This is a genomic window from Chimaeribacter coloradensis (assembly GCF_002858715.1).
GTDB classification, from domain to species: Bacteria; Pseudomonadota; Gammaproteobacteria; order Enterobacterales; family Enterobacteriaceae; genus Chimaeribacter; species Chimaeribacter coloradensis.
Genome location: NZ_PJZH01000007.1, coordinates 132,813 through 157,739 on the forward strand (window position 1 = coordinate 132,813; position 24,927 = coordinate 157,739).

Annotated in this window: 17 protein-coding genes; 12 read left to right on the forward strand and 5 right to left on the reverse strand. The window is 64.0% G+C overall.

All coding sequences use genetic code 11. The features are described 5' to 3' along the window. Nucleotides 1–5 precede the first annotated feature (5 nt). Nucleotides 6–986 (forward strand): nucleoside hydrolase, encoded by a 981-nt coding sequence (locus tag CYR32_RS09815; RefSeq protein WP_101824211.1) that lies wholly within the window; start codon nt 6–8, stop codon nt 984–986. Between the two features lie 57 nt (nt 987–1,043). On the opposite strand, the gene CYR32_RS09820 is transcribed toward CYR32_RS09815, so the two are convergent. Further along, a complete protein-coding gene (locus CYR32_RS09820; protein WP_101824212.1) occupies nt 1,044–3,287 on the reverse strand; it encodes a TonB-dependent receptor in 2,244 nt (747 codons plus the stop codon). A 186-nt stretch (nt 3,288–3,473) separates the two neighbouring features. Between CYR32_RS09820 and CYR32_RS09825 the strand changes: the two genes are divergently transcribed. Further along, nucleotides 3,474–3,938 carry a hypothetical protein gene (locus tag CYR32_RS09825; protein ID WP_101824213.1) on the forward strand — a complete coding sequence of 155 codons (465 nt, stop codon included), beginning with the start codon at nt 3,474–3,476 and terminating at the stop codon, nt 3,936–3,938. Nucleotides 3,939–3,987: 49 nt separating this feature from the next. Here the strand turns inward: CYR32_RS09825 and CYR32_RS09830 are convergent, their stop codons facing one another. Continuing rightward, the gene (locus CYR32_RS09830) at nt 3,988–4,401 is read right to left on the reverse strand and encodes a DUF2000 domain-containing protein (protein WP_101824214.1); all 414 of its coding nucleotides are present in this window, start codon (nt 4,399–4,401) and stop codon (nt 3,988–3,990) included. Between the two features lie 138 nt (nt 4,402–4,539). On the opposite strand from CYR32_RS09830, the gene CYR32_RS09835 reads away from it, so the two are divergent. Beyond that, nucleotides 4,540–5,004, forward strand: coding sequence for an Lrp/AsnC family transcriptional regulator (locus CYR32_RS09835; protein ID WP_101824215.1), 465 nt, complete (start codon nt 4,540–4,542; stop codon nt 5,002–5,004). Between the two features lie 218 nt (nt 5,005–5,222). Here CYR32_RS09835 and CYR32_RS09840 read toward each other — a convergent pair whose 3' ends face one another. Together CYR32_RS09840 and CYR32_RS09845 are read right to left on the reverse strand one after the other, a co-directional pair. Next, nucleotides 5,223–6,206 (reverse strand): NAD(P)H-quinone oxidoreductase, encoded by a 984-nt coding sequence (locus CYR32_RS09840; RefSeq protein ID WP_101824216.1) that lies wholly within the window; start codon nt 6,204–6,206, stop codon nt 5,223–5,225. An 85-nt stretch (nt 6,207–6,291) separates the two neighbouring features. Then, the gene (locus CYR32_RS09845; protein ID WP_101824217.1) at nt 6,292–7,419 is read right to left on the reverse strand and encodes a DUF1615 domain-containing protein; all 1,128 of its coding nucleotides are present in this window, start codon (nt 7,417–7,419) and stop codon (nt 6,292–6,294) included. 242 nt (nt 7,420–7,661) lie between these two features. Here CYR32_RS09845 and CYR32_RS09850 point away from each other — a divergent pair, with 242 nt between their 5' ends. Beyond that, a complete protein-coding gene (locus tag CYR32_RS09850; protein WP_101824218.1) occupies nt 7,662–9,956 on the forward strand; it encodes an FdhF/YdeP family oxidoreductase in 2,295 nt (764 codons plus the stop codon). 155 nt (nt 9,957–10,111) lie between these two features. Continuing rightward, nucleotides 10,112–10,558 carry a GNAT family N-acetyltransferase gene (locus tag CYR32_RS09855; protein ID WP_165698217.1) on the forward strand — a complete coding sequence of 149 codons (447 nt, stop codon included), beginning with the start codon at nt 10,112–10,114 and terminating at the stop codon, nt 10,556–10,558. 4 nt (nt 10,559–10,562) lie between these two features. Here CYR32_RS09855 and CYR32_RS09860 read toward each other — a convergent pair whose 3' ends face one another. Further along, complete coding sequence (locus tag CYR32_RS09860) at nt 10,563–11,132, reverse strand: hypothetical protein (RefSeq protein ID WP_101824220.1); 570 nt, start codon at nt 11,130–11,132, stop codon at nt 10,563–10,565. 216 nt (nt 11,133–11,348) lie between these two features. Here CYR32_RS09860 and CYR32_RS09865 point away from each other — a divergent pair, with 216 nt between their 5' ends. The 7 genes from CYR32_RS09865 (at nt 11,349) to CYR32_RS09895 (ending at nt 24,889) form a co-directional block, all read left to right on the forward strand. Further along, entirely contained in the window at nt 11,349–13,115 is a 1,767-nt protein-coding gene (locus CYR32_RS09865) for a sensor domain-containing diguanylate cyclase (protein WP_101824221.1), read from the forward strand. A gap of 172 nt (nt 13,116–13,287) precedes the next feature. Beyond that, nucleotides 13,288–14,235, forward strand: a complete 948-nt coding sequence (locus tag CYR32_RS09870) for a magnesium and cobalt transport protein CorA (protein ID WP_241523799.1) — start codon at nt 13,288–13,290, stop codon at nt 14,233–14,235. Between the two features lie 91 nt (nt 14,236–14,326). Then, nucleotides 14,327–15,583, forward strand: a complete 1,257-nt coding sequence (locus CYR32_RS09875; RefSeq protein ID WP_101824223.1) for an acid phosphatase — start codon at nt 14,327–14,329, stop codon at nt 15,581–15,583. Nucleotides 15,584–15,883: 300 nt separating this feature from the next. Beyond that, on the forward strand, nt 15,884–17,164 hold the full coding sequence (locus CYR32_RS09880) for an MdtA/MuxA family multidrug efflux RND transporter periplasmic adaptor subunit (protein ID WP_101824224.1): 1,281 nt from the start codon (nt 15,884–15,886) through the stop codon (nt 17,162–17,164). Further along, nucleotides 17,161–20,322 carry a multidrug efflux RND transporter permease subunit gene (locus tag CYR32_RS09885; protein WP_101824225.1) on the forward strand — a complete coding sequence of 1,054 codons (3,162 nt, stop codon included), beginning with the start codon at nt 17,161–17,163 and terminating at the stop codon, nt 20,320–20,322. Before CYR32_RS09880 ends, CYR32_RS09885 begins: the two co-directional genes overlap by 4 nt. 32 nt (nt 20,323–20,354) lie before the next feature. Further along, complete coding sequence (locus CYR32_RS09890; protein ID WP_101824236.1) at nt 20,355–23,474, forward strand: multidrug efflux RND transporter permease subunit; 3,120 nt, start codon at nt 20,355–20,357, stop codon at nt 23,472–23,474. Nucleotides 23,475–23,476: 2 nt separating this feature from the next. After that, a complete protein-coding gene (locus CYR32_RS09895) occupies nt 23,477–24,889 on the forward strand; it encodes an efflux transporter outer membrane subunit (protein ID WP_101824226.1) in 1,413 nt (470 codons plus the stop codon). Nucleotides 24,890–24,927 lie beyond the last annotated feature (38 nt).

Genomic DNA, 24,927 nt, shown 5'->3' on the forward strand with positions numbered 1-24,927 from the left:
CACCGATGATCCGTGTACTGATAGTGATGTTTACCCTGCTGGCCGCTTTTGGTGCCTCAGCAATGCCGGGGAGGCCGCTGCCCTTTACGCCTGATCCGGCCAAACAGCTGCGGGTGATAATCAGCAGTGACGCCAAAAATGAGGCCGATGACGATTTCGCCGTGGCCCATGCGCTGCTGACACCGACCTTTGCGATCCGCGGGCTGATTGCCGCGCATTACACCCGCACCGCAGCCATGCTTGGCAACCACCAGCCCACTGAGCCGGAGAGCTACGGGGAATTGCAGCGGTTGCTGAAGGTAATGGGCGCGGATGCCCCGCTTTTCCACGGTGCGCAGCGCCCGCTGGATGCCCGCACGCCGGGGCTGAGCGAGGGCGCGCGGGCGATCATCACTGAGGCGGAGCGGGATGATGCCCGCCCACTGTTTGTGCTGGTGCTCGGCCCGGCCACAGACGTCGCCCAGGCGCTGATAGCCCGGCCCGCGATTGCCGGCAAGCTCACGGTGGTGTGGATTGGTGGTAACCCCTACCCGGCAGGTGGCTGGGAGTACAACCTTTACAATGACCCGCGCGCGGCAGACGCGCTGATGCGTTCACAGGCCGCACTCTGGCAGGTGCCGCACAACGTCTATATGTCGATGCGGGTATCGCTGGCGGAACTGGCCGCCAAGGTCAGGCCGCAGGGCGCACCCGGCCGCTACCTGTGGCAACAGCTGATCGGCTTTAACCAGTGGGCCTCAGAGCATATCAAGGGGGTGCCGTGGCCGAAAAGTGAGGTATGGGTATTGGGTGATAACCCGGCGGTAGGCCTGCTGCTGGATGACCACGAATACCGCTACCAGACCCGCCCCGCTCCGGTGATCAATGCTGACCTGAGCTACGGCGCAGGTAACCCGGCGCGTACCCTCCGTGTTTATGAGCAGATCGATCCACATTTTGTGCTGGAGGATTTCTTCGCCAAACTGGCCCTCGCCTATGGCGGCTGATGCCCGTCAGCCCATAAAAAAAGCACCCGGCCGGGTGCTTTTTTATTTATCGTCACATCAGAAATCCACTGTCATGGAGAGCTTCAGCTCACGCGGGTCGCCCTGGGTGAGGTAGCCGCCGGCGGCAGAGGCCCAGTAGTGCTCGTTGGTGACGTTCTCCACCCCGGCGCGCCAGACGATGTTGTTTTCAGTGCGCTGCATGTCGTAACGCACACCCAGATCGAGGCGGGTCCAGGCCGGGAGTTGCAGGGTGTTGGCTTCGTCCGCGTACTGGGACCCGGTGCGGATAAGCTTGCCGGTGGCGGTGACGCCCGCCAGGCCGGGGAGGTCATACTCGCCGGAGACCACCCAGTGGTAGCGCGGCACGCCGACCGCTTTTTTGCCGTCGTAGGTGCCGTCCTGGGTTTTGGTCATTTTCGGGTCGAGCAGCGTCAGGCTGCCGTTGAGGCGCACGCCATACACCGGCTCGCCGAACAGATTCAGCTCCAGCCCGCGGTTACGCACTTCGCCGTAGTTGCCGTAGTCGTAGTGGTCGCCCGAGAGCTGGTACATGCTCTCCGGCTTGGTGATCTCAAACAGCGCCAGCGAGGCGGCCACGCGGCCGAAATCGGTTTTCACGCCGATCTCATCCTGTTTGGAGGTGATGATCCCCGCCGTCTGGCCGCCGTTGCTGACGCGCAAACCGTTGTAGGTGGTGGCCCCGCTCTCCCCGGCCTGCAACGCCTCAATGTGGTTGGCGTAGAAGGAGACGTTCTCCCACGGCTTAAGCACCAGCCCAAAGGCGGGCGTCACTTTGGTCTCATCAAAGGTGCCGGACTCCACGCCGTCGTAGCCGTAGTTGCGCACCGCGATGCTCTGGCGGCGCAGGCCGGCGATCAGCTGCACCCGCTCATCCAGCACTGACAGGGTGTCGGAGATCGCGTAGCCCTGGTTGCGGGTGCGGCTGCGCACGTGCGGGTCACCCATGTCGCCGCCGGAGAAGCGGTTGGTCAGCGGCTCGCTCTGCGCCACCGGTGCGTAGATATTGCTGCGCACCGTGGCGGAGGTCAGGGTGTAGGCGGAGCGGGTTTTGGTGTAGGCGTTGGAATAGCCGATATTGACGCTGTGGCTGACGGCGCCGGTGTCAAAGGTGCCGCGGATGCCGGTGTTGCCGGAGACGTTGTCCGAGAAGTACGGCACGGTCATGCGGCTCATGGTGGTGTCGCCCGCGTCATTGGCCAGCGTCGGCGAGCTGTATTTGCCATATTCGTGGTTATGGCTGCCCCCCAGCGCGCCGTAGATCGTCCAGTTGTCCGCCACGTCATACTCGCCTTTCAGCATGCCGAACTCGGTTTCGAGATCGGTATAGGCCCACTGCTGGCCGTAGTTGGTGGTGGCGGACGGCGCATCCGGGATGCGGGTAATGCTGCCGGTGTAGACCACCGGGCGGCCGCCGTGCACCGTCTGGTGCGTCACGCCCATATCCAACGATCCGCGGAACCGGTCGCCGCGGTAGTCCAGCCCCAGGCTGCCGCCGGTGAGGCGGCGTTTTTCGCCATCCACTGCCGTTTCGCCTTCGCGGTGAATCAAATTGACCCGCGCGCCGAAGCGGTCATCCTCACCAAAGCGGCGCGCCAGATCCAGCGAGCCGCCGACCTGCGAGGCGGAGGTGTAGTCCAGCGAAACGCGCGTCAGCGGCGACGCGTCGGCCCGTTTGGGTTCGATGTTCACATTGCCGCCCACGCCGGTGCCGCCCGGCGGCACACCGTTCAGGAAGGCGCTGGAGCCTTTGAGCAGCTCCACGCGCTCGGCAAAAAAAGTCGAGACAATCTGGCGCGGCAGCACGCCATACAGGCCGCCGTAGGAGATGTCATCGGTGGCGAGGGAGAAGCCGCGTATCACATAGTTTTCTGAGAAGTTGCCGTAGCCGTAACTGCTCTCCACCGAGGCGTCGTTATCAAGCACGTCGGAAAGCGTGTGCGCCTGCTGGTCCTGCAACAGTTTGCTGGTGTAGCTGACGATGCTGAACGGCACGTTTTCCGCTTTCTGCTCGCCCAGGAAACCGAGGCGGCCGCCGTTGGCGATCTGCCCGTCCAGGTAGGCGGGCACCAGGTCATTACTCCCGGCGTTAAAGGTGCTCTCCGGCGCGCTGGCGGTGACCACCAGCGTGTCATCCTGTTGTGCCTGTTGTGTTTGTTGTGCCTGTTGTGCCTGTTGTGTGGTGGCTGCGCCCTGTTCTGCGGCGTTCGCCGCCCCGGCTGCGGCCGCCAGGGCCAGAACAATCTGGCTGGACAGCATTGTTTTTTTTATGGTTGCGTGCATCTGCAGAGTCCCTGATAAAAGAAATGATAACTGTTATCATTATCACCGCGCATTATCAGGAGTTGCCGGAGTGTTTGCAAGATGTAACAAGATGATATTCAGAATCGGTACAGCACGGGTGTACTCTGTCAGCGGAAGAAAATATCGCCTGTTTTAAGAACATCATTAATTCATCAAGGAGCGTGTATGAAAATCCAGCATTCGACACTAACGATTGAAGATGAAAAGCAGAAAATTTATACATTAAAATGTACTTATAATGCGGCGGGTGAGATAGAAGAGATTGTTTTCCCGAATGATAATGTTATCCCTACAGGTCTCCGTAATAGCTTTATCAGCTATTTTCAGACGCTGGGGAAAAATATTGCCCTGCCGAACGATTTCACCCTGACACGTATGGATATCACCCAACGTAATGCCACCCTCTCTACATTCAGGCCGCGTTATGATGACGAAAATCGCCTGACACATTTTACTGATGGGCAGGATTATTCGCTGATAACGTCAGAAGAAGAGAGTCTGTTGGCCAGCTTAAAAAAAATACCTGCCCACCTGCCCAATGCGTTTCAGGAGCAGGATGCGCACCCTGATCTCCCGGAAAAGACAGTAAAAAATAGCCTGGGCAACAAGCCTGGCCCTGTCCGCCGGTAGCCACACGGGTGCATCGCTGCCCATATGGTGTGTGCCGATGCCCCGGTTCCTAACGCAGTAACTTCAGCGCGCCGGTCAGGGAGCTGACCCACTTTTTCGGCCCGCAGAGGGCAATGCCGTCCAGCGTTTCCCCCGCGAGGGTGCGCTCCGGCAGCGCCTGCCCGTACTCGTTGAAATCGTGCATCCGGCGGGCGAAGGCCGGGAAAACCACCACCGCTTTGATCGCATTCGCCCCTTCGCTGCGTTTCAGCAGCGCCTGCAGGGTCGCTTCGTCCGCCTGCAACACCGGCATCGGCAGTTTCGAGCTGACATCAATCTCCAGCCCGGCGGCGTCCGTGAGTTTGCCGCCAAACACCTGCGGGTGGCGCGCCCCCAGCCCGGCCGCCAGGGTGGCGGCGGTATTGGCCACCAGCCCCACCGGCAGTGCCGGGTTTACGATAATGGCCACACGGTAATCACTCATTTTCACACTCTCCTGCGGGGTTAACGTCTGGAACCAGTGTAAGCCGCCGTGCCGGGTAAAAATTTTCTTTCTCACCCCTTATATGCAGGTTTGTGGTAAGAATAACCGGTATCCCCTTTTTCACAGGAAAATAATTTCATGGCTTTGACGCGTCAGGACAGGCTCTTGCTGAACGCCCTTCAGGCGGACAGCCGCATCACCAACCAGGCATTAGCGGAGACGGCGGGCATGGCCCCCTCGCCCTGCTGGCGGCGGGTCAGGCAACTGGAGGAGACAGGGTTGATTACCGGTTACCGGGCGCAGCTTGACCGGAAAAAGCTGGGGCTGGGGCTGCTGGCGTTTATCCGCATTAAAATAGACAGCCACAGCGAACAGGAAGCGCTGCGGTTTGAGGCGGAAGTGCAGCAATTGCCGCAGGTGATCGCCTGTTACGCCACGGCGGGCAGCGCCGATTTCCTGTTGCAGGTGGTGGCGCAGGATCTGGAGCACTATTCAGATTTTGCGATGGCGGTGATCCGGCGGTTGCCGGGCATCAAAGAGATGGAAACGTCGTTTGTATTAAAAGAGATCAAGCCCTACACCGCGCTGCCGCTCGGGCTGTAAACTGCCGGGCAGCGCGGGGGGGCCGTTACCGCTGGATAAATTTTAACCCGGCTGAATGCGCCGATCCCGGCCCGTTATCCCACCGGCCGGGATCGTCGCTATACCGCCCGGGGCGCGGGCTGCGCGCCACGGCCTGTGGCCTTTTTCCCGCTTACCCACATCCTCACCGCCTATTTATCCACAGAAATTGTGGATAACTCTGGGCGGGAAGGAAAACTTTATTCCGCCACCTTCAGCACAATCTTGCCGATGTGCTCGCCGTTTTCCATGCGGCGGTGGGCGTCGGCGACCTGCGCCAGCGGGTAGACTTTGTCGATCATCGGCAGGCAGCGGCCGGCGGACAGCGCGGGCCAGACCTGCTCGTGCAGTGCGTCAGCGATCTCCGCTTTCTGCGCGGCGGTGCGCGAGCGCAGCAGCGAGCCGGTGACGATCGCCTGTTTCGCCAGAATCGGCATCACGTTGATCTCTTTCGCCACGGCCGAGCCGAGGAAGCCGATGATCACCAGCCGCCCGAACTGTGCCAGCGAGGCGATGTTCCGCTCAAAATAGGGGCCGCCCATGATGTCGAGGATCACGTCCACGCCTTTGCCGTCGGTGTGCTGTGCGATCGCCTCAGCAAAATCCTGCTCGCGGTAGTTGATGGCCGTTGCGCCCAGTGCGCGGATCGCAGCGCATTTCTCCTCGCTGCCCGCCGTGGCGAATGCCTCAATGCCGCGCTCGCGGCAGAGCATCAGCGCGGTGGTGCCGATGCCGCTGGTGCCGCCGTGGATCAGCACCTTGTCGCCTTTTTTGGCGTTGCCCATCGCGAACACGTTCGCCCAGACGGTGAAGAAGGTCTCCGGGATCGCGGCAGCGCTCTCCATCGACATCCCTTCCGGTACCGGCAGCGCCTGAGTGGCGGGTACGGTGCAATATTCAGAGTAGCCGCTGCCGTTGGTCAGCGCGCAGATGCGGTCACCCACGTTATAACGGCTGACATTGCTGCCTACGGCGACCACTTCCCCGGCGATCTCCAGCCCCGGCACCGGGTCCATGCCCGGCTTCATCGGGTAGTGGCCGGCGCGCTGGAGCACGTCCGGCCGGTTAACGCCCGCCGCGTGCACCTTCACCAGCAGTTCACCCTCCGCCGGTTGCGGCACCGGGGCGGTCTGCGGTTGCAGCACCTCCGGCCCGCCCGGCTCGGTGATGGCGATAAAGGTCATGGTTTCCGGCAATGTTACCTGTGACATAGGTTCTCTCGTGGTTTGTGCATGTCTTTACAGCGTAGGCGATTCTGCGGCCGGGCGATTAGCTGGATGTGGCCTTTGTCATGCAGCGCTGGTAACGATCGTTGACGCGGTTGGCAAACCAGGCGGTGGTGAGCTTACGGGTGATCTTCGGGCTTTCCAGCGTAATCCCCGGCAGCACGGCGCGCGGCACCCGCTTCCCGGCCAGCTTATCGGCGCGGGCGTAGACCTTGCGGTAGAGCGCGGTGTCAGCAAAGCCCTGTTCCTCCCCCTGCTCCAGCGCGCGGCGGATCTCACGTTCGCTGAGATCCAGCGTCTTCCCCAGCGTGCGCACCGCCAGCTCAGTGGTGCCGGGGGTATCGCTGTCGTAGCGGATCAGGTCGCCGTCCAGCGCCAGCGGGATGCCGCTTACCTGGCTTACCGCTTGCTGGAAAGCGGCGTTGCGGCTGGCGTACCAGCCGGCGTTGAAATCGGCGAAGCGGTAGAGCGGCTGCGGGTAGTCGGTGGGGTAACCGAGCAGGTGCAGGGTGCCGAAGTAGATCCCGCCGCGGCGGCTGAAGACTTCCTGGCGGATCGTGCCGCTGACCGGATAGGGGTAGCCTTTGGCGTGCGCCTCGGCAAAGGCGATGCTCACCTGCATCGGCCCGCCGGTATGCACCGGGTTGAGGTTGCCGAACAGCCGCTGGCCCATCGGCACCATGCCGATGAAGTCATCGAAAATGTCGCTCAGCTCTTTCTCATTGCGCACCTTGTCGAGCCGCGCACTGTAGGATTTCCCATTAGAAGACGGGATCAGCAGCGCGGTGCGCACCACAAAGGCGGGGATATGTTTCTCCCCGGCGCGGCGCTCAATCTCCTTCCAGGCGATCTTGCCCAGCCCCGGCACCGGCGCATCCGCCTTGAAATTGGACTCCTGCTCCGTCACCGCCAGCACCGCGCAGAGGTTGCTGCGGCTGGGGGTGAGCTGCTGGGCGGCAAAGGCAGCGGTGATGTCGGTGGCCCAGCCCTGCCGGTCTGCGGCGGAGGGCGGCATCAGGCTCACCACCTCGGCGCGCACATCAGCCGGGCGCAGCGCCGGGGTCTCCGTTTTCGGTTTGCTGGTGCAGCCGGCCAGTGCCAACAGGGCGGCCAGCGCCAGCGGACGGGCAGAAAAACGCACAGGCGGCAAAGAAAAGGCAGTCAGTTCCATACATTCCCTATTGTGTCTGGTAAAGCGGGCATCACGTCTCCCTGGGCGGTTACGGTAACAAATCCTTGTGGGGCGAACCAGCCTCCCCGCGCCAACGATGCCCGGCGCTTATCGGTTTCAGGCGATTCCCGGCCATTCCGCGCGATTTTCTTAACATGCACTACAATTTTCCTAATCGTTTCTAAAAAGCCCTGATGTCTGAAAGGCGACTATTTCTTAAGAGCAAGAGTGAGAGCAAAACAATGAAAGAGAAAAATGGAGCGATTGGGATTGCCCCTTATGGCGGTTCAGCCGGTGGCTGGGGCGCGTTGAAAGCGGTGGCGGATGCGATCCGCGGCCAGATGGCCGTGAAACAGGATGTGATCGCCCTGTTCAGGATGAACCAGCCGCAGGGGTTTGACTGCCCTGGTTGCGCCTGGCCCGACCCGCTGCACACCTCGTCGTTTGAGTTTTGTGAAAACGGCGCAAAAGCGGTCTCCTGGGAGGCCACCGGCAAGCGTGCCGCGCCGGACTTTTTCAATGAGCATACGGTGAGCGAGCTGTGGGAGCGCCACGACTTTAACCTGGAAAATGAAGGCCGCCTGACCCATCCGATGAAGTATGATCATGCCACTGACAAGTATCAGGTCATCGAATGGGAAACGGCTTTCCGTGAGATCGGCGCGCTGATGCAGGGTTACGACGACCCGGACAGCGTGGAATTTTACACCTCCGGCCGCGCCTCCAACGAGGCGGCGTTCCTCTACCAGTTATTCGCCCGCGAGTACGGCACCAACAACTTCCCGGACTGCTCCAACATGTGCCACGAGCCGACCAGCGTCGGGCTGCCGGTGTCGATCGGCGTCGGCAAGGGCACCGTGGAGCTGGAGGATTTCGACCACTGCGATCTGGTGCTCTGCGTCGGCCACAACCCCGGCACCAACCACCCGCGGATGCTCGGTACCCTGCGTGAAGTCGCCAAACGCGGCGGCACCATCATCGCCTTCAACCCGTTGCAGGAGCGCGGCCTGGAGCGCTTCACCTCGCCGCAAAGCCCGCTGGAGATGCTGACACTCAGCTCCACCCGCCTCTCCTCCACCTACTACAAGGTACGGGTCGGCGGCGATGCGGCGATGGTCAAAGGCATCATGAAATCCCTGCTGTCGCTGCACAACGAGGCGCTGAGCAAAGGTGAACCGGGGGTAATTGACGAGGCGTTTATCGCCGACCACACCCTGGGGTTTGAGGAACTGAAAGCCGACCTCGAGGCCACTGAGTGGGCCGACATCGAGCGCATCTCCGGCTTGAGCCACAAAGACATCCTGCACATCGCCCGCCTCTACGCCAAGGCGGAGCGCACCATCCTCTGTTACGGCATGGGGATCACCCAGCACCAGTACGGCACCAAGAACGTGCAGCAGCTCGCCAACCTGATGCTGATGCGCGGCAACATCGGCAAAAAAGGGGCCGGGATCTGCCCGCTGCGCGGCCACTCCAATGTGCAGGGCGACCGCACCGTCGGCATCACCGAGATCCCGAACCAGACGCTGCTCGACGGCATTGAGCGCACCTTCGGCTTCACGCCGCCGACCAAGCATGGCCACGGCGCGGTGGCGGCGATCCGCGCGATGCATGAGGGCAAATCGAAAGCGCTGTTCTGCCTCGGCGGTAACCTGCCGGTGGCGATGCCGGAGCCGGACACCTGCTTCGAGGCGATGCGCAAGCTGGATCTGGCGGTGCATATGGCGACCAAGCTTAACCGCTCGCACCTGGCGGTGGCGAAACACACCTACCTGTTCCCGGTGATCGGCCGTACCGAGCGCGATACCCAGGCCTCGGGCGACCAGTCGGTCACGGTAGAGGATTCGATGTCGATGGTGCACGCCTCGCGCGGTTCGCTGGAGCCGGCCTCGCCGCACCTGATGTCGGAACCGGCGCTGGTGGCGGCGCTGGCGAAAGCCTCTCTGCCCAACACCGTGGTGCCGTGGGACAGAATGGTGGCGGATTACCACGTCATCCGGGATGCGATTGAGTCGGTGTTCCCGGCGTTTAAGGATTTCAACAAACGCATCATGCACCACGGCGGCTTCCGCCTCTACAACGCCGCCTCTGAGCGCAAATGGAACACGCCGAGCGGTAAGGCCCAGTTTATTGTGATGCAAGGCATCAACGAAGACCCGCGCTCCGCCCAGGGGCACGATCTGGTGCTGACCACGCTGCGCAGCCATGACCAGTACAACACCACGCTGTACGGCATGAACGACCGCTACCGCGGCGTGACCGGCCGACGCGACGTGCTGTTCATCAGCGCGGACGAAGCGGAGAGCCGCCGCCTGCGGGTGGGGGACAAGGTGAACGTGGTGGCGCTGGCCCCGGACGGCACCCCCACTGACCGCCGCATGGAGAGCCTGACGGTGGTGGTCCACGACATGGCTTCCGGCTCGGTCGCCACTTACTACCCGGAAGGCAATGCGCTGGTGCCGCTCAACAGCTACGACGACGAAAGCGGCATCCCGGCCTACAAAAGCGTGCCGATTGCGCTGGAACGCTGCGCCTGATTGCCCGCCGCATTCAGCCGTGCTGTGCTCCGCCGCCCCTGATGGGGCGGCTTTTTTTTGGCGGCAGTCCGCTTTTCACCGCGCCCACGGCAAAACCCCGCGACAACCCCGGCCGCGGCACGCCACAATGGGCTTTTACCCCACGGAGTCAGGCCATGCTACGAAAAATGAGTGAGCCGGAATTTGCGCCCTGGGCGCAGCTGTTTCTGGCGGATTACGCAGAGGATCTCCGCGCCAATTACGGGTTTGATGCCCTGCGGGCGCAGGCTGAGGCGCAACAGGCGCTGCAGGCGGTGCTGCCGCACGGCGTCGAGACCGAACGGCAGGTGCTGCTGGTGATTGAATCCCGACACGAGGTCGTGGGTTACCTCTGGTACCAGCGCAATGAGGCCAACGCCTTTATCATGGATTTTCTGGTGCTGCCGCCGTTCCGCGGCGCAGGACACGGGCGGCGGGCGCTGGCCGAGCTGGAAGCGGCGCTGGCCGGGGAAGGCATTCACGAGCTGCGGCTGCGGGTGGCGGCAGACAACCCGCGCGCCCGGCAGCTTTATGAGGCGTGTGACTTTCAGGTCACCGGCTATAACATGAACAAACGGTTCTGAGGCGCTACGGGCGGCGCAACGCCGGGGCCACCGGGTCGACCCAGGCCAGCCGCCCGGCGGCGGCGTCATAGCGCACGCGCAGCACCCCGTCCGGGTGCTCCGCCGCCCCCGGCCCCAGGTCATCCAGCGTGGCGCGGCCCGCCCGGCAGGCCACAGCAAATTCCAGGAATGCGGCGGCGGCCGCCTCATAGGCAAAGGCCGGGTCATGGGCCGGGAACAGCAGCCGGATCAGCGCGTCACCGGCCTCCGCCTCCAGCGCCAGCGGCGGCGCATCCCCGCCCATCACCCCTTCGCGCGGCGGCTGTTGGGCCGCTGCCTCACGGGCAAAGGTACCGAGCCGCTGCTTGAGCCAGTCGTAGGCATCTTTCGCCAGCTCCCCCACCAGCGCCGCCAGGAAGGTCTGGGCGAAGGCGATCACCACCAGCGCCGGGGTGGTCAGCTCAATCGTGACCGGCGCGCCCGGCGGCGCACGGTGCAGGTGGAGATCGATCCCGCGGGCGGCGAGGTCAGCCTGCAACCCGGCAATCGCCTCACCGGCACTGTCACGGTAGTGGGTCAGCTCAATCCGCTGCATGGTGTTTCTCCAGAGAAGCGCCGGACGGCGCAGGTTTCAAAGGTATAACACATTTTTTCCGCCCCGCCGGGGGTGCGCCGCGTACAGAGAGAAATTCGCCGCATTTCCTCAGGAAAATTTGGCTTACCCCGCGCTTTAGCCGCTTATTTTCCGGCTCTCCTTGTATTTTCTGCATAACCGTCTGTAATGACCGGTCTAGACTCTAAGGTAACTACCATGCTCAGCTCCACCCGACAGGACGATCAACCGCGTTTGCAGGCGTTAAAAGATCTGCAGATCCTTGACGCTTCCCAGGATGAAATCCTCAATAAAATCACTGTGCTGACCTGCAAATTGCTGGATATGCCGACCTGTCTGGTGACGCTGATCACCGATGAAAAGCAGTGCATCAAAGCCAAAACCAACTTCCCGCTGGATGAAACCGCCCGCGACGATGCCTTCTGCCAGCACACCCTGCACCACCAGGGGGTACTGGTCTGCCCCGATACCTGGCTGGATGCCCGCTTCCGTGACCTGCCGCTGGCCCGGCAGGCCGAGCAGCCGCTGCGCTTTTATGCCGGCGCGCCGCTGACCACCGATCAGGGCGTGGCGATCGGCAGTTTGTGCGTGATCGACTACCAGCCGCGCACCTTCAGCGAGGCGCAGTGCCGCACGTTGCAGGAGATGGCTGCCGTGGTGATGGCGCTGTTGCAGTCGCGCAGCGCCGTGGGGCTGGTGGACGCCGTCACCGGCCTGCCGAACCGCCAGCGGCTGATTGCCGACCTGCATGAAGCGCAGTGCGGGCCGAGGGACTGTGTGCTGTTCCTGATTGACGGCATCGACATCACCTACGCCTATGAAATGGGCCGCTCGCTGGGAATGCCGATGGTGGAGCGGGTGCTGTGTGAACTCGGTGACGCCCTGCACCGCGCCTTCTGTGGGCGGGAGAAGATCTACTGCATCGCCACCGGCCGCTTTGCCCTGTGGGTGCCGCAGGCGCGGAGCGAAGCGGCGTTGCAGACGCTGATGCAGTGCGCCGAATCCTTGCCGGGCGGGCTGAGCCTGCCGGTGCCGATCCGGCTGGAGATGCACATCGGCTATACCGGCTTCAGTGTGCCGGTGGAGGCACCGCAACAGGTGCTGCGCAAGGCGCTGAGCGCCCTGCATGACGCCGCCGAGCAGGATGTGGTGCTGCTGCCCTACCGCCAGGAGAGTGACGAGGCGCAGCGCCGGGCGTTCCGCCTGCTGAGCGACCTGGTGGAGTGCCTGGACCGCGATACCGGCCTCTACCTGATGTACCAGCCGAAATTTGATCTGCTGAGCGGCGAGGCGGTGGGCGCGGAGGCGCTGCTGCGCTGGCAGCACCCGATGTTCGGCGCGGTCTCGCCGGGGCAGTTTGTGCCGCTGGCGGAGAACACGACCCTTATCCGCCCGCTGACCCAGTGGGTGATTGCGCAGGCGACCCGGCAGCTCCGCCAGTGGCGCAACCAGGGCATTATGCTCCCGGTGGCGATCAACGTGGCGGTGAGTAACTTTGCCGAGCCGGACTTTGTTGAGCGGCTGATGGTGCAACTGGACGCACACGGCCTGACCCCGGCCGACCTTGAGATCGAGTGCCTGGAGACGCAAAAGCTCCTCGGCAGCCCGGCGGCTATGGCCTGCCTGCGGCGGCTGCGGGAGGCGGGGTTTGTGCTGGCGCTGGATGATTTCGGCAACGGCCACAGCAACCTCACCTACCTGAAGCGCATCCCGGTGGAGGTGATTAAATTAGACCAGTCGCTGATCCGCCCGCTGCACTACGATGCCGACTGCCGGATCATCGTTGAACAGGTGATCGGCATGTTGCACCGGCTCAACTATGTGGTGGTGGCGGAGGGCGTGGAGGATGCCGCCACGCTGGACTGGCTGCGCCGCGCCCGCTGTGACCGGGTGCAGGGCTTCCACCTCGCCCGGCCGATGCTGCCGGAGGCGCTGAGTGCGCTGATGCTGCCGGAAGCCGTCTAAGCGCCGGGTGTAATAAATGTATACACCTTGCCACGCCTGCTTACCTTGCCGCCACGCAAAGGGCACCAATACCGGCTACGCTGTGGAGGGAATCTTTTATTTCTTAACAGCGTAGGACGTTATGCAGCCGAATAAAGAACAACAGAAGCCATCATCACAGGTGGTCAGAAGCATGGCTTACCGCCACGGCAAGGCGGTGGGCGAAGTTACCTCAGAGAACATCAGCGGGATGCTGGCCGACCCGGAGACCTTTATCTGGCTCGGGCTGTGGCAGCCGGACAATGATTACCTGCGCCACATCCAGCAGGAGTTCAACCTGCACGACCTGGCGATTGAGGATGCCCTCACCGCCCATCAGCGGCCCAAGATTGAACAGTACGGCGACACCTTTTTCATCGTGGCCCATACCGCGCAGAAGATCCGCGACCGCATCGAATATGGTGAAACCCACCTCTTTTACGGCAAAAATTTCCTGATCACCGTGCGCCACGGCGCCTCCTCCAGCTATGCGCAGGTGCGCGAGCACGCCGAGCAGTGCCCGGAGCAGCTGGCGCGCGGGCCGGGCTACGCGCTTTACTGCGTGCTCGACTTCATCGTGGATAATTACCTCAGCATCGTCGGCGAATTCTCCAGCAAGTTTGAGGAGATTGAGTCGCAGATGTTCAAAACCGAGTTTAACCAGAAAGCGGTGCGGCAGGTCTACCACCTGCGCCGCCACCTGCTCTCCCTGCGCAATGCGGCGGTGCCGATGCAGGACATCTGCGGCCAGCTGCTGCACCACGACGGCCTGCTGCCCAAGCAGTTACGCGACTACATGCGCGACGTGCAGGACCACGCGCACCAGGTGATCATGCAGACCGATGACATGCGCGAAATGCTGACCAACGCCACCCACGTCAACCTGGCGCTGGTGTCGGTGCACCAGAACGAGGTGGTGCAGCGGCTGGCGGGCTGGGGGGCGATCCTCGCCCTGCCCACGGTGGTGTTCAGCCTCTACGGCATGAACTTCAAGGATATGCCGGAGCTGGATACCTCCTGGGGCTACCCGCTGACGATCGGCATCACCGTGGTGGGCTGTCTCTGGCTCTACCTGAAACTGCGGCGCGCCGGCTGGCTGTAGGCGGGTTATGGCGGGGCGTGACTGACATAAAAACGTCATCTGTGAGGGGTACCCTGCTGGCGGCAAGGTAAACTTAACAAGGACTTAAATCATGCGCTTTTCCCGCACGTTGATCGCCGGCGCGTTGCTGGCCGCCCAGACCGCCGTGGCCGCCCCGGCCATAACCTCCCTGACCCCGGTAGTGGAGAGCACCACGCCATCGGCGGATTCCCCGGCATTTGTGTCGCTGGAGGCCACCATTCTGGCAGATCTGCAGCACGCGGTTCAGGGCGCGGCTCCTGGATTGAGCCGTGACCAGCTCGAACACGCGAAACAGCAGCAGCAGGCGGACAACGCCTGGCTCAAGGCCAGCGGCTATGACTTCGGTACCCAGGCCAACCAGCAGGCGGGGATCGCGCTGCTGGAACCGTTCAACGCGCTGCCGGCCGCCGTCAAGGCGCAGAGCCTGGAGACGGTAACCGCCATCAACCGCGACGCCACCCAGGGCGAGCGCCATCAGGCCCTGGCCGATGCCGAAGGGATCAGCTACCTCTATTTCTTGGCGGACGCCCTCGGCCCACGGCTTGGGCAGGCGTTCCTGACCGCCTATGACAGGGGTGAACTGGGCAAGGCGGCGGCGCTGATCAAGGCCAGCGAAATCAGTACCGGCGCGGCGAAAAAACATTTCAGCTATGCGCGCCCGTTCCTGCAAACCGGCAACACTATCCACCTGGTGCCGGACACAGTCGTGATCGGCGACGGCCACCCCTACACCGCTGACGGCGGCGCGTTCCCCAGCGGCCACACCAACACCGGCTACACCGACGCGCTGCTGATGGCGGAGATGATCCCGGAGCGCTTTGTGCCGCTGCTGGACCGCGGCGCGCGTTACGGCTTCTCCCGCGTGGTGCTGGGCGTGCACTACCCGCTGGATGTGATGGGCTCGCGCATGGTGGCGGAGCGCAATGTCGCCCACTACCTCAACGACCCGGCCTACCGCACGCTGTTTGAGCAGGCGAAAAGCGAGCTGCGCACCGCGCTGGAAAAGGCGTGCGGCATGAGCCTGGCGGAATGCGCCGCGCCGCAGGGGCAGGATGATCCCTACACCGCCCCGGCGATGCGCAGCTTCTACCGCTTCACCATGACTTATGACCTGCCGAAAGCCACCGCCGCGGCAACGCCGCTGAAGGTGCCCGCCGGGGCCGAAGTGCTGCTGGAAGCGCCGCTGCCGCAGCTCAGCGCCACCCAGCGCCGCGCGCTGATGCGCCACACCGCCCTGGCGGACGGCTACCCGCTCTCCGGCGGCGCGGGCGAGCAGAACTTCTGGCAGCGCCTCAACCTGCATGACGCGGTGCTGGCCGCGAAATAGCCCCTTCCCGCCAGGCCGCCCGGCCTGGCGATATTTTCGCCACACTTCAGCAAAAAATAACAATTCGCGTGCTTATCTGATGGCGCGCATACCGCGTTTTCTGCTAAAACCCCGCGTCGCACGGTGCTTGTTCGTGCGCTTTCAGGGCGCTGCGCCCGGCTTTTCCGGAGCAGACCCACAAAGCGTGCTAATCTGTTAGCCACACAATTTTACGCAATGCTTACGGTATGCGGCCTATAACCGCGCCCCCGGCCCTTGGCATAATGCTCTTCTTTTTTTACAGGACGATTCGGCTCTGGCATGAAATCCCACGCACACTCCCCGTTTTCCCGGCGTAACCTTCTGCTCCTCTTGCTTGTCATCGCGCTGATTGCCGGTGGCTGGCTCTACTTCTCCCGCCAGCCGGCGGCACCCGGCGGCATGGGCGGCGGCCCCGGCATGGGCGGCCCCGGCATGATGGGCGGCGGCATGGCGACGCCGGTGCAGGCGGGCGTGGCGAAACAGGCGGATGTGCCGGTTTACCTTTCGGCGCTCGGCACCGTGGTGCCCAATGCCAGCGTCACCGTCACCAGCCGGGTCGACGGCGAGCTGATGAAGGTCTACTTCACCGAGGGGCAGCAGGTAGAGGCAGGGCAACTGCTGGCGCAGATCGACCCGCGCAGCTACCAGGCCACGCTGGCCCAGTACCAGGGCGCGCTGGCGGAGAACCAGGCGCTGCTGAAAAGCGCGCAATTGACCCTCGCCCGCTATAAAACCCTCTACGCGCAGGACTCGCTCTCCCGGCAGGATCTCGACACCCAGACCGCCACCGTCGGCCAGTACCTCGGCACCATCAAGGCCGATCAGGCGCAGATTGACGCCGCGAAGCTGAACCTGGCGTTTACCCGCATCACCGCGCCGGTGAGCGGGCGCGTCGGGCTGCGGCTGGTCGACCCGGGCAACATGGTGCACAGCAGCGACACCACCGGCATCGTGACCCTGACCCAGACCCAGCCGATCGCCGCCACCTTCAGCGTGCCGCAGGCCAACCTGCAAACCGTGCTGAAGCCGCTGCACCGGGGCGAGACCCTGCCCGCCACCGCCATCGACCAGGACGGCAGCAGCGTGCTGGCGCAGGGGAAACTGAGCTTTATCAGCAATGAGATCGACACCGCCACCGGCAGCATCAAGCTCAAGGCGCTGTTTGATAACCAGGACGAGCAGCTCTACCCGAACCAGTTTGTGAATATCCGCCTGCAGACCAGCACGCTGAAAAACGCGGTGGTGATCCCGGCGCAGGCGTTGCAGCTCAGCAGCGACGGCGATTTCGTCTACCTGGTCAACAGTGACAACACCGTGACCCGCAAAGCGGTGAAGAGCGGCCCGGCCTTCGGCAACACCTGGCAGGCGATCCTCTCCGGCGTGTCAGCAGGCGACCGCGTGGTCACCACCGGCATCGACCGTTTGCAGGACGGCGCGAAAGTGCGGGTGGTCACGGCGCAGGCTGCCACCCCCGGTGCCACCCCGGCCACGGGCGCAAACCCCACCGGCAGCAAACCTGCCGCGGACAAGCCCGCTGCTGACGGGAACGCCGCGCGATGAACCCGTCCCGCCTGTTTATCCAGCGGCCGGTCGCCACAATCCTGCTGATGGTGGCGATTCTGCTTTCCGGCCTGTTCGCCTACCGGATGCTCTCCACCTCGGCGCTGCCGCAGGTGGACTACCCCACCATCCAGGTGACCACCCTCTACCCCGGTGCCAGCCCGGATGTGATGGCCTCTGCCGTCACTGCCCCGCTGGAGCGCCAGCTCGGCCAGATGGCGGGGCTGAGCCAGATGTACTCCACCAGTTCCGGCGGCGCGTCGATCATCACGCTGAAGTTCAGCCTGGATCTCTCGCTGGATGTGGCGGAACAGGAAGTGCAGGCGGCGATCAACGCCGCCGACAGCCTGCTGCCCAGTGACCTGCCCAACCCGCCGACCTATAAGAAGGTCAACCCGGCGGACAGCGCGGTGATCACGCTGGCGGCCACCTCAGGCTCCCTGCCGCTGGTCAAGGTGCAGGATCTGGTCAACACCCGCATCGCGCTGAAGCTGTCGCAGATCTCCGGCGTCGGCATGGTGACGCTGGCGGGCGGCCACCAGCCCGCAATCCGCGTGCAGGTCAACCCGCAGGCGCTGGCGGCGCACAACCTGACGCTGGAAGATGTCAACACGCTGATCGGCAACAGCAACGTCAACGGCTCCAAGGGCGGCTTTGACGGCCGCTACCACTCCATCACCATTGACGCCAACGACCAGCTGCGCACCGCCGACGAGTACGGCAACCTGATCCTGGCGTACCAGAATGGCGCGGCGCTGCGGCTGCGTGACATCGCCACCCTGACCGAGGCGGAAGAGAACCGCTACCAGTCCGCCTGGGCCAACCGCCAGCCGGCGATTGTGCTCAGCGTGCAGCGCCAGCCCGGCGCGAACGTGATCGCGGTGGTCGATGCGATTAAAAAACAGTTGCCGACACTCCAGGCGGCGCTGCCGGACGGCGTGACCCTCTCCATTCTTTCTGACCGCACCCAGACCATCCGCGCCTCGATCAGCGACGTGCAGTTCGAGTTGCTGCTGTCGATTGCGCTGGTGGTGATGGTGACCTTCCTGTTCCTGCGCAACCTCGCGGCGACGCTGATCCCCAGCATCGCGGTGCCGCTGTCGCTGGTCGGCACCTTCGGCGTGATGTACCTCGCCGGGTTCAGCCTGAACAACCTGTCGCTGATGGCGCTGACCATCGCCACCGGCTTTGTGATCGATGACGCCATCGTGGTGGTGGAGAACATCTCGCGGCGGCTGGAACAGGGCGAAACGCCGATGCAGGCGGCGCTCAACGGCTCGAAGCAGATCGGCTTTACCATCATCTCCCTGACCTTCTCGCTGATTGCGGTGCTGATCCCGCTGCTGTTTATGGGCGACGTGGTCGGGCGGCTGTTCCGCGAGTTCGCCATTACGCTGGCGGTGTCGATTCTGGTGTCGATGGCGGTCTCCCTGACGCTGACGCCGATGCTCTGCGCCTACCTGCTGCGCCACATCCCGGAAGAGCAGCAGAGCCGCTTCTCCCGTAAGGGCGGCGCGCTGTTTGACCGGCTGATCGCCGGGTACGACCGGCTGCTGACAGTGGTGCTGAACCACCAGCGGCTGACGCTGCTGGTGGCGCTGGCGACGGTGGCGCTCACCGCCCTGCTCTACCTGGTGGTGCCGAAAGGCTTCTTCCCGGCGCAGGACACCGGGCTGATTCAGGGGATCACCGTGGCCTCGCAGGATGTGTCGTTTGAGGAGATGAGCCGCCGCCAGCAGGCGCTGGCTGACATCATCCTGAAAAACCCGGCGGTGGAGAGCCTCTCCTCGACGCTGGGGATTGACGGCACCAACACCAGCCTCAACAGCGGGCGCATCCAGATCAACCTGAAATCTTTTGAGGAGCGCGACGAACGGGCCGACGCGGTGATCGCCGAGCTGAAGCAGGCGGTGGCGCAGGTGCCGGGCATCCAGCTTTACCTGCAATCGGCGCAGGATCTCACGGTGAACGATCAGGTGACGCCGAGCCAGTACCAGTTCACGCTGGACGACGCCGACAGCGAAAACCTCGTCACCTGGACGCCGACGCTCATGGCGGCGATGGCCGCCCACCCGACGTTCCGCGACGTTACCAGCAACCTCCAGGATCAGGGCCAGGTGGCGTACGTGGAGCTGAACCGCGATGCGGCGGCGCGTTACGGCATCACCGCCGCTGACGTTGACACCGCGCTCTATAACGCCTTCGGCCAGCGGCTGATCTCCACCATCTTTACCCAGTCGAACCAGTACCGCGTGGTGCTGGAGGTCGCGCCGCGCTTCCAGCAGTCGCCCGCCTCGTTTGATGATATCTATCTGGCGGCCAGCAGCAGTGACAGCAGCACGGCCACTGACGGCACCAGCACCAGCACCAGCAGCACCAGCAGCACCCCCGGCATGGTGAAACTGACGTCGATTGCCACTGTCCACCAGCGCACCGGCGCGCTGGTCAATGCGCGGCTCAACCAGTTCGCGGCGGTGACCTTCTCGTTCAACCTGAATGAAGGTTACTCGCTGGAGCAGGCGCAGCAGGCGATTGCGGAGATCAGTAAGCAGATCAAGATGCCGTCTGAGATCACCCTGCGTTACCAGGGCGAAAGCGCTGCCTTCCAGAGCGCCACCGGCAACACGCTGTGGCTGATTCTGGCGGCGTTGCTGACCATGTATGTGGTGCTCGGCATCCTCTATGAGAGCTTTATCCACCCGGTGACCATTCTCTCTACCCTGCCCTCGGCGGCGGTCGGCGCGCTGCTGACACTGCTGCTGGCGGGCACCGAATTCAGCCTGATTGCGCTGATCGGCGTGATTTTGCTGATCGGGATTGTGAAAAAGAACGCCATCATGATGATCGACTTCGCGCTGGAGGCGGAGCAGAAACAGCACCTGTCGCCGCGCGAGGCGATCCACCAGGCCTGTTTGCTGCGTTTCCGGCCGATTTTGATGACCACCATGGCGGCGCTGCTCGGTGCGCTGCCGCTGATGCTGGCACACGGCTCCGGCGCGGAGCTGCGCCAGCCGCTGGGGCTGGTGATCGTCGGCGGGCTGGTCTTCAGCCAGGTGCTGACGCTGTTCTCCACGCCGGTGATTTATCTCTGTTTTGACCGGCTGGCGATCCGCGGCCGGGCGATCTGGCGGCGTAAAGGCCCGCAGGGGGCGCGATGAGCGAACCGCGTGAACCGCGCCGGGCGCGGCCGCTGAACCTTTCGCGGCTGTTCATCTTCCGCCCGGTGGCGACGCTGCTGCTGACGCTGGCGGTGCTGCTGCTCGGCGCGCTCGGCTACCGGCTGCTGCCGGTGGCCCCGCTGCCGCAGGTCGATTTCCCGACCATTATGGTGAGCGCCAGCCTGCCGGGGGCCAGCCCGGAGACCATGGCCGCTACCGTCGCCACGCCGCTGGAGCGGGCGCTGGGGCAGATTGCCGGCATCACCGAGATGACCTCCAGCAGTTCGCAGGGGTCGACCAACGTGATCCTGCAATTTGAGCTGAACCGCGACATCAACGGCGCCGCGCGCGATGTGCAGGGGGCGATCAACGCCGCCCGCAGCCTGCTGCCGAGCAGCATGCCGTCGCTGCCGACCTACCGCAAAGCCAACCCGTCGGAGGCACCGGTGATGATGCTGGCGCTGACCTCCGCTACCCGCACCAGCGGCGAGCTGTATGACCTCGCCTCCAGCCAGATCAAACAGAAAGTGGCGCAGGTGCAGGGGGTCGGCGAGGTGTCGCTGCTCGGCAGCGCCCTGCCCGCGGTGCGTATTGACCTCGAACCGCAGCGGCTGACCCACTACGGCCTGTCGCTGGACGCGGTGCGCAGCGCCGTCGCCAACGCCACCAGCAACCAGCCGAAAGGGATTATCCAGGGCGGCACGCAGTCCTGGGTGGTGGACAGCAACGGCCAGCTCGACAAGGCGAAAGCCTACCGCGCGCTGGTGATCCGCTACCAGGACGGCAACGCCGTGCGCCTCGGCGACGTGGCGAAAGTCTATGACGCGGTGGAGGACAACTACAACGTCGGCTACTACAACCAGTCGCGCTCGGTGCTGCTGGGGGTAACCCGCTCCGCCGGGGCCAACATGCTGGAGACCATCGACGCCATCAAGGCGCTGATCCCCGAACTGCGCGAAAAATTGCCGGGCGATGTCGGGTTGCAGATTGTGGTTGACCGCTCCCCCAACATCCGCGCCTCGCTGCGCGACACCGAAGAGACGCTGCTGATTGCGGTGCTGCTGGTGATCGCGGTGGTGTTCGTGTTCCTGCGCAACGTCAAGGCGGTGGTGATCCCGGCGCTGGCGCTGCCGGTGTCGCTGATCGGCACCTGTGCGGTGATGTACCTGCTCGGCTACAGCCTCGACAACCTCTCGCTGATGGCGCTGATCATCGCCACCGGCTTTGTGGTGGATGACGCCATCGTGGTGCTGGAGAACATTACCCGCTACATCGAAGAGGGGCTGGGGCCGGTGCGCGCCGCGCTGAAAGGGGCGCAGGAGGTGAGCTTCACGGTGCTGTCGATGACGCTGTCGCTGGTGGCGGTGTTCCTGCCGCTGCTGCTGATGGGCAGCATCGTCGGGCGGCTGTTCCGCGAGTTCGCCGTGACGCTTACCGTGTCGCTGGTGATCTCAATGGTGGTCTCCCTGACCCTGACGCCGATGCTCTGCTCGCGCCTGCTGCGGCGCAAACCGCCGGTGACCACACGCCCGCACCCGCTCTACCTGATGATTGAGCGCGGCCTCACCGGCCTGCTGGCCGTCTACAGCCGGGCGCTGAACTGGGTGATGCGCCACCAGCGGCTGACGCTGTTCAGCCTGCTGCTGACCATCGTGCTGAATCTGTTCCTCTACAGCGTGGTGCAGAAAGGTTTCTTCCCGAACCAGGACACCGGGCTGCTGATGGGGATGCTGCGCGCCGACCAGAGCACCTCCTTCCAGGCGATGAAGCCGAAAATGGAGGAATTCTCGAAGATGATCCAGGCCGACCCGGCGGTGGACGGCGTGATGGCCTCAATGGGCAGCGGCGCGTTCGGCTCGCGCAACAGCGCCAACTTCTTCGTGCACCTGAAAGATTTCGACAAGCGTGACGCCAGCGCCGCGGAAGTCGCCAACCGGCTGACGATGAAAGGCATGAGCCAGCCGGGGCTGCAACTCTTCCTGATGCCCGCGCAGGATCTGCACATCGGCGGCCGCAGCGCCAACGCCTCCTACCAGTTCAGTTTGCAGGCCGACGCCCTCGATACGCTGCGGGTCTGGACGCCGAAGGTGAAAAAGGCGCTGGAGGCGCTGCCGCAGCTCACCAGCGTCGACAGCGATTCGCAGACCGGCGGCCAGGAAGTGATGCTGACCATCGACCGCGACGCCGCAACCCGGCTGGGGGTGGACGTCAACACGCTGGACACCATGCTGAATAACGCCTTCAGCCAGCGGCAGGTCGCCACCATTTACAAGACGCTGAACCAGTACCATGTGGTGATGAACCTCAACGCGGACTTTACCGGCGACCCGGCGATCCTGAACTCACTGTATGTGGTAAACGATCAGGGCGCACAGGTGCCGCTCTCCGCCTTTACCCGGCTGAGCGGAGCCAACGCGCCGCTGTCGGTGTCGCACCAGGGGCAGTCTGCCACCAGCACCGTGGCCTTTAACCTGGCGGACGGCGTGTCGCTGGAGCAGGCGCAGCAGGCGATTGACGAAGCGATGGCGAAAATCGGCCTGCCGGACAGCGTGCAGGCCGGGTTCCAGGGCACGGCGAAAGCCTTCAGCGACCTGACGGCCAGTATGCCGTGGCTGATCCTGGCGGCACTGGCGGCGGTCTATATCGTGCTGGGGATGCTCTATGAGAGCTACATCCACCCGCTGACCATTCTCTCGACCCTGCCCTCGGCCGGGGTCGGCGCGCTGCTGCTGATGCTGATGACCAACACCCAGCTCACGGTGATTGCGCTGATCGGCATTTTGCTGCTGATCGGCATTGTGAAGAAGAACGCCATCATGATGATCGACTTTGCGCTGGCGGCGGAGCGTGACCGCGGTCTGACGCCGGAGCAGGCGATTGTGCAGGCCTGCCTGATGCGTTTCCGCCCGATCATGATGACCACGCTGGCCGCCTTCTTCGGCGCGCTGCCGCTGGCGCTCGGCAGCGGCGGTGATGCTGACCTGCGCAGCCCGCTGGGGCTGGCGATCGCCGGTGGCCTGGCATTGAGCCAGCTTTTGACCCTGTTTACCACGCCGGTGGTCTACCTCTATATGGACCGCCTGAGCGCCCGTACCACGCGGCTGTGGCAGCGCCTGCGCCACCGCCCGGCCCCAACCGGACATTCTGAATGAGCATGAAATCTTCCCCGTTTATCCCGGCGCTGCTGGCGCTGCTGCTGGCAGGTTGCACCGTCGGCCCCGATTACCAGCGCCCCAGCGCGCCGATGACCGCGCAGTTCAAAGAGGCGAAAGGCTGGACGCAGGCCACGCCGCAGGACGGTGCCGCCAAAGGCGAGTGGTGGGCGGCCTACCACGACCCGGTGCTCTCCAGCCTGCTGGCGCAGGTGCAGATCGGCAACCAGAACGTGGCGCAGTATGAGGCGCAGTACCGGCAGGCGCAGGCGCTGGTGAGCGGCGCGCGCGCTGACTTCTTCCCGACGGTGAGCGGCACGGTAAGCAGCAGCCGCAGCGCCAGCCGGGCGGCCACCTCCGGCAACGGCAGCAGCATCAGCAACAGCCATCAGGCGCAGGCCAGCGCCAGCTGGGAGCTGGATCTCTGGGGCAAGCTGCGCCGCCAGCTTGAGGATGACCGCGCCAACGCACAGGCCAGCGCCGCCGAGCTGGCGAACATCACCCTCAGCGCCCAGTCCTCGCTGGCGCAGGACTATTTCCAGATCCGTATTATGGATGAGCAGATCGCGCTCTATCAGCAGAGCGTGGAGGCGTACCAGCGCTACCTGACGGTGATTGAGAACAAATACCGCGCCGGCAGCGAGTCCCGCGCGACGCTGGCGCAGGCGCAGACCCAGCTCGAGAGCGCGCGCGCCTCGTCGCTGGATCTGCAGTGGCAGCGCGCCCAGCTGGAGCACGCCATCGCGGTGCTGATGGGCCGCCCGCCTGCCGATTTCACGCTGGCCGTGGCGAAACTGGACGCGACCCTGCCGCCGATCCCCACCGCCCTGCCCTCGCAGCTGCTGGAGCGCCGCCCGGACATCGCCTACGCCGAGCGCAATATGGCCGCCGCCAATGCGGCGGTGGGGGTGGCGATCGCCGGGTATTATCCCGACCTGACGCTGAGCGCCAGCGGCGGCTACAGCAGCTCGACGCTGCACAAGCTGATTTCCGCGCCGAACCGCGTCTGGTCACTCGGGCCTGAGCTGAGCGGCACCCTGCTGGACTTCGGCGCCACCCGCGCCAGTGTGGAACAGGCGAAAGCCAGCTATGACGCCAGCGTCGCCGCCTACCGCCAGAGCGTGCTGAGCGCCTTCGAGGAGGTGGAGAACTACCTGGTGGAGCTGCACACGCTGGAGGGGGAGATCGCCGCCCAGCGCGCCGCCGCCGACGCGGCCGCCGAGTCCGCCCGCGTGACCTATAACCAGTACCAGGCGGGGATGATCGACTACCTCGACGTCGCCACGACACAAGCGACACGCCTGTCGCAGCAGCAGAGCCTGCTGTCGCTGCTGGCAGACCAGCGGGTGACCAGTGTGAAGCTGGTGGCGGCCTTAGGGGGCGGGTTTGGTGCTGCGCGCACAGCGGAGGAGTGATTTGCCTTAGGATGCTGGGGTTTTTTTTTAGATCAAGG

What these genes read in the sequence shown, in the direction of transcription:
- CYR32_RS09870 (WP_241523799.1), top strand. Translation starts at nt 13,288, where the DNA reads ATGGCTTACCGCCACGGCAAGGCGGTGGGCGAAGTTACCTCAGAGAAC.
- CYR32_RS09880 (WP_101824224.1), top strand. Translation starts at nt 15,884, where the DNA reads ATGAAATCCCACGCACACTCCCCGTTTTCCCGGCGTAACCTTCTGCTC.
- CYR32_RS09830 (WP_101824214.1), bottom strand. Translation starts at nt 4,401, where the DNA reads ATGAGTGATTACCGTGTGGCCATTATCGTAAACCCGGCACTGCCGGTG.
- CYR32_RS09895 (WP_101824226.1), top strand. Translation starts at nt 23,477, where the DNA reads ATGAAATCTTCCCCGTTTATCCCGGCGCTGCTGGCGCTGCTGCTGGCA.
- CYR32_RS09825 (WP_101824213.1), top strand. Translation starts at nt 3,474, where the DNA reads ATGAAAATCCAGCATTCGACACTAACGATTGAAGATGAAAAGCAGAAA.
- CYR32_RS09815 (WP_101824211.1), top strand. Translation starts at nt 6, where the DNA reads ATGATCCGTGTACTGATAGTGATGTTTACCCTGCTGGCCGCTTTTGGT.
- CYR32_RS09860 (WP_101824220.1), bottom strand. Translation starts at nt 11,132, where the DNA reads ATGCAGCGGATTGAGCTGACCCACTACCGTGACAGTGCCGGTGAGGCG.
- CYR32_RS09820 (WP_101824212.1), bottom strand. Translation starts at nt 3,287, where the DNA reads ATGCACGCAACCATAAAAAAAACAATGCTGTCCAGCCAGATTGTTCTG.
- CYR32_RS09875 (WP_101824223.1), top strand. Translation starts at nt 14,327, where the DNA reads ATGCGCTTTTCCCGCACGTTGATCGCCGGCGCGTTGCTGGCCGCCCAG.
- CYR32_RS09885 (WP_101824225.1), top strand. Translation starts at nt 17,161, where the DNA reads ATGAACCCGTCCCGCCTGTTTATCCAGCGGCCGGTCGCCACAATCCTG.
- CYR32_RS09845 (WP_101824217.1), bottom strand. Translation starts at nt 7,419, where the DNA reads ATGGAACTGACTGCCTTTTCTTTGCCGCCTGTGCGTTTTTCTGCCCGT.
- CYR32_RS09835 (WP_101824215.1), top strand. Translation starts at nt 4,540, where the DNA reads ATGGCTTTGACGCGTCAGGACAGGCTCTTGCTGAACGCCCTTCAGGCG.
- CYR32_RS09850 (WP_101824218.1), top strand. Translation starts at nt 7,662, where the DNA reads ATGAAAGAGAAAAATGGAGCGATTGGGATTGCCCCTTATGGCGGTTCA.
- CYR32_RS09840 (WP_101824216.1), bottom strand. Translation starts at nt 6,206, where the DNA reads ATGACCTTTATCGCCATCACCGAGCCGGGCGGGCCGGAGGTGCTGCAA.
- CYR32_RS09865 (WP_101824221.1), top strand. Translation starts at nt 11,349, where the DNA reads ATGCTCAGCTCCACCCGACAGGACGATCAACCGCGTTTGCAGGCGTTA.
- CYR32_RS09855 (WP_165698217.1), top strand. Translation starts at nt 10,112, where the DNA reads ATGCTACGAAAAATGAGTGAGCCGGAATTTGCGCCCTGGGCGCAGCTG.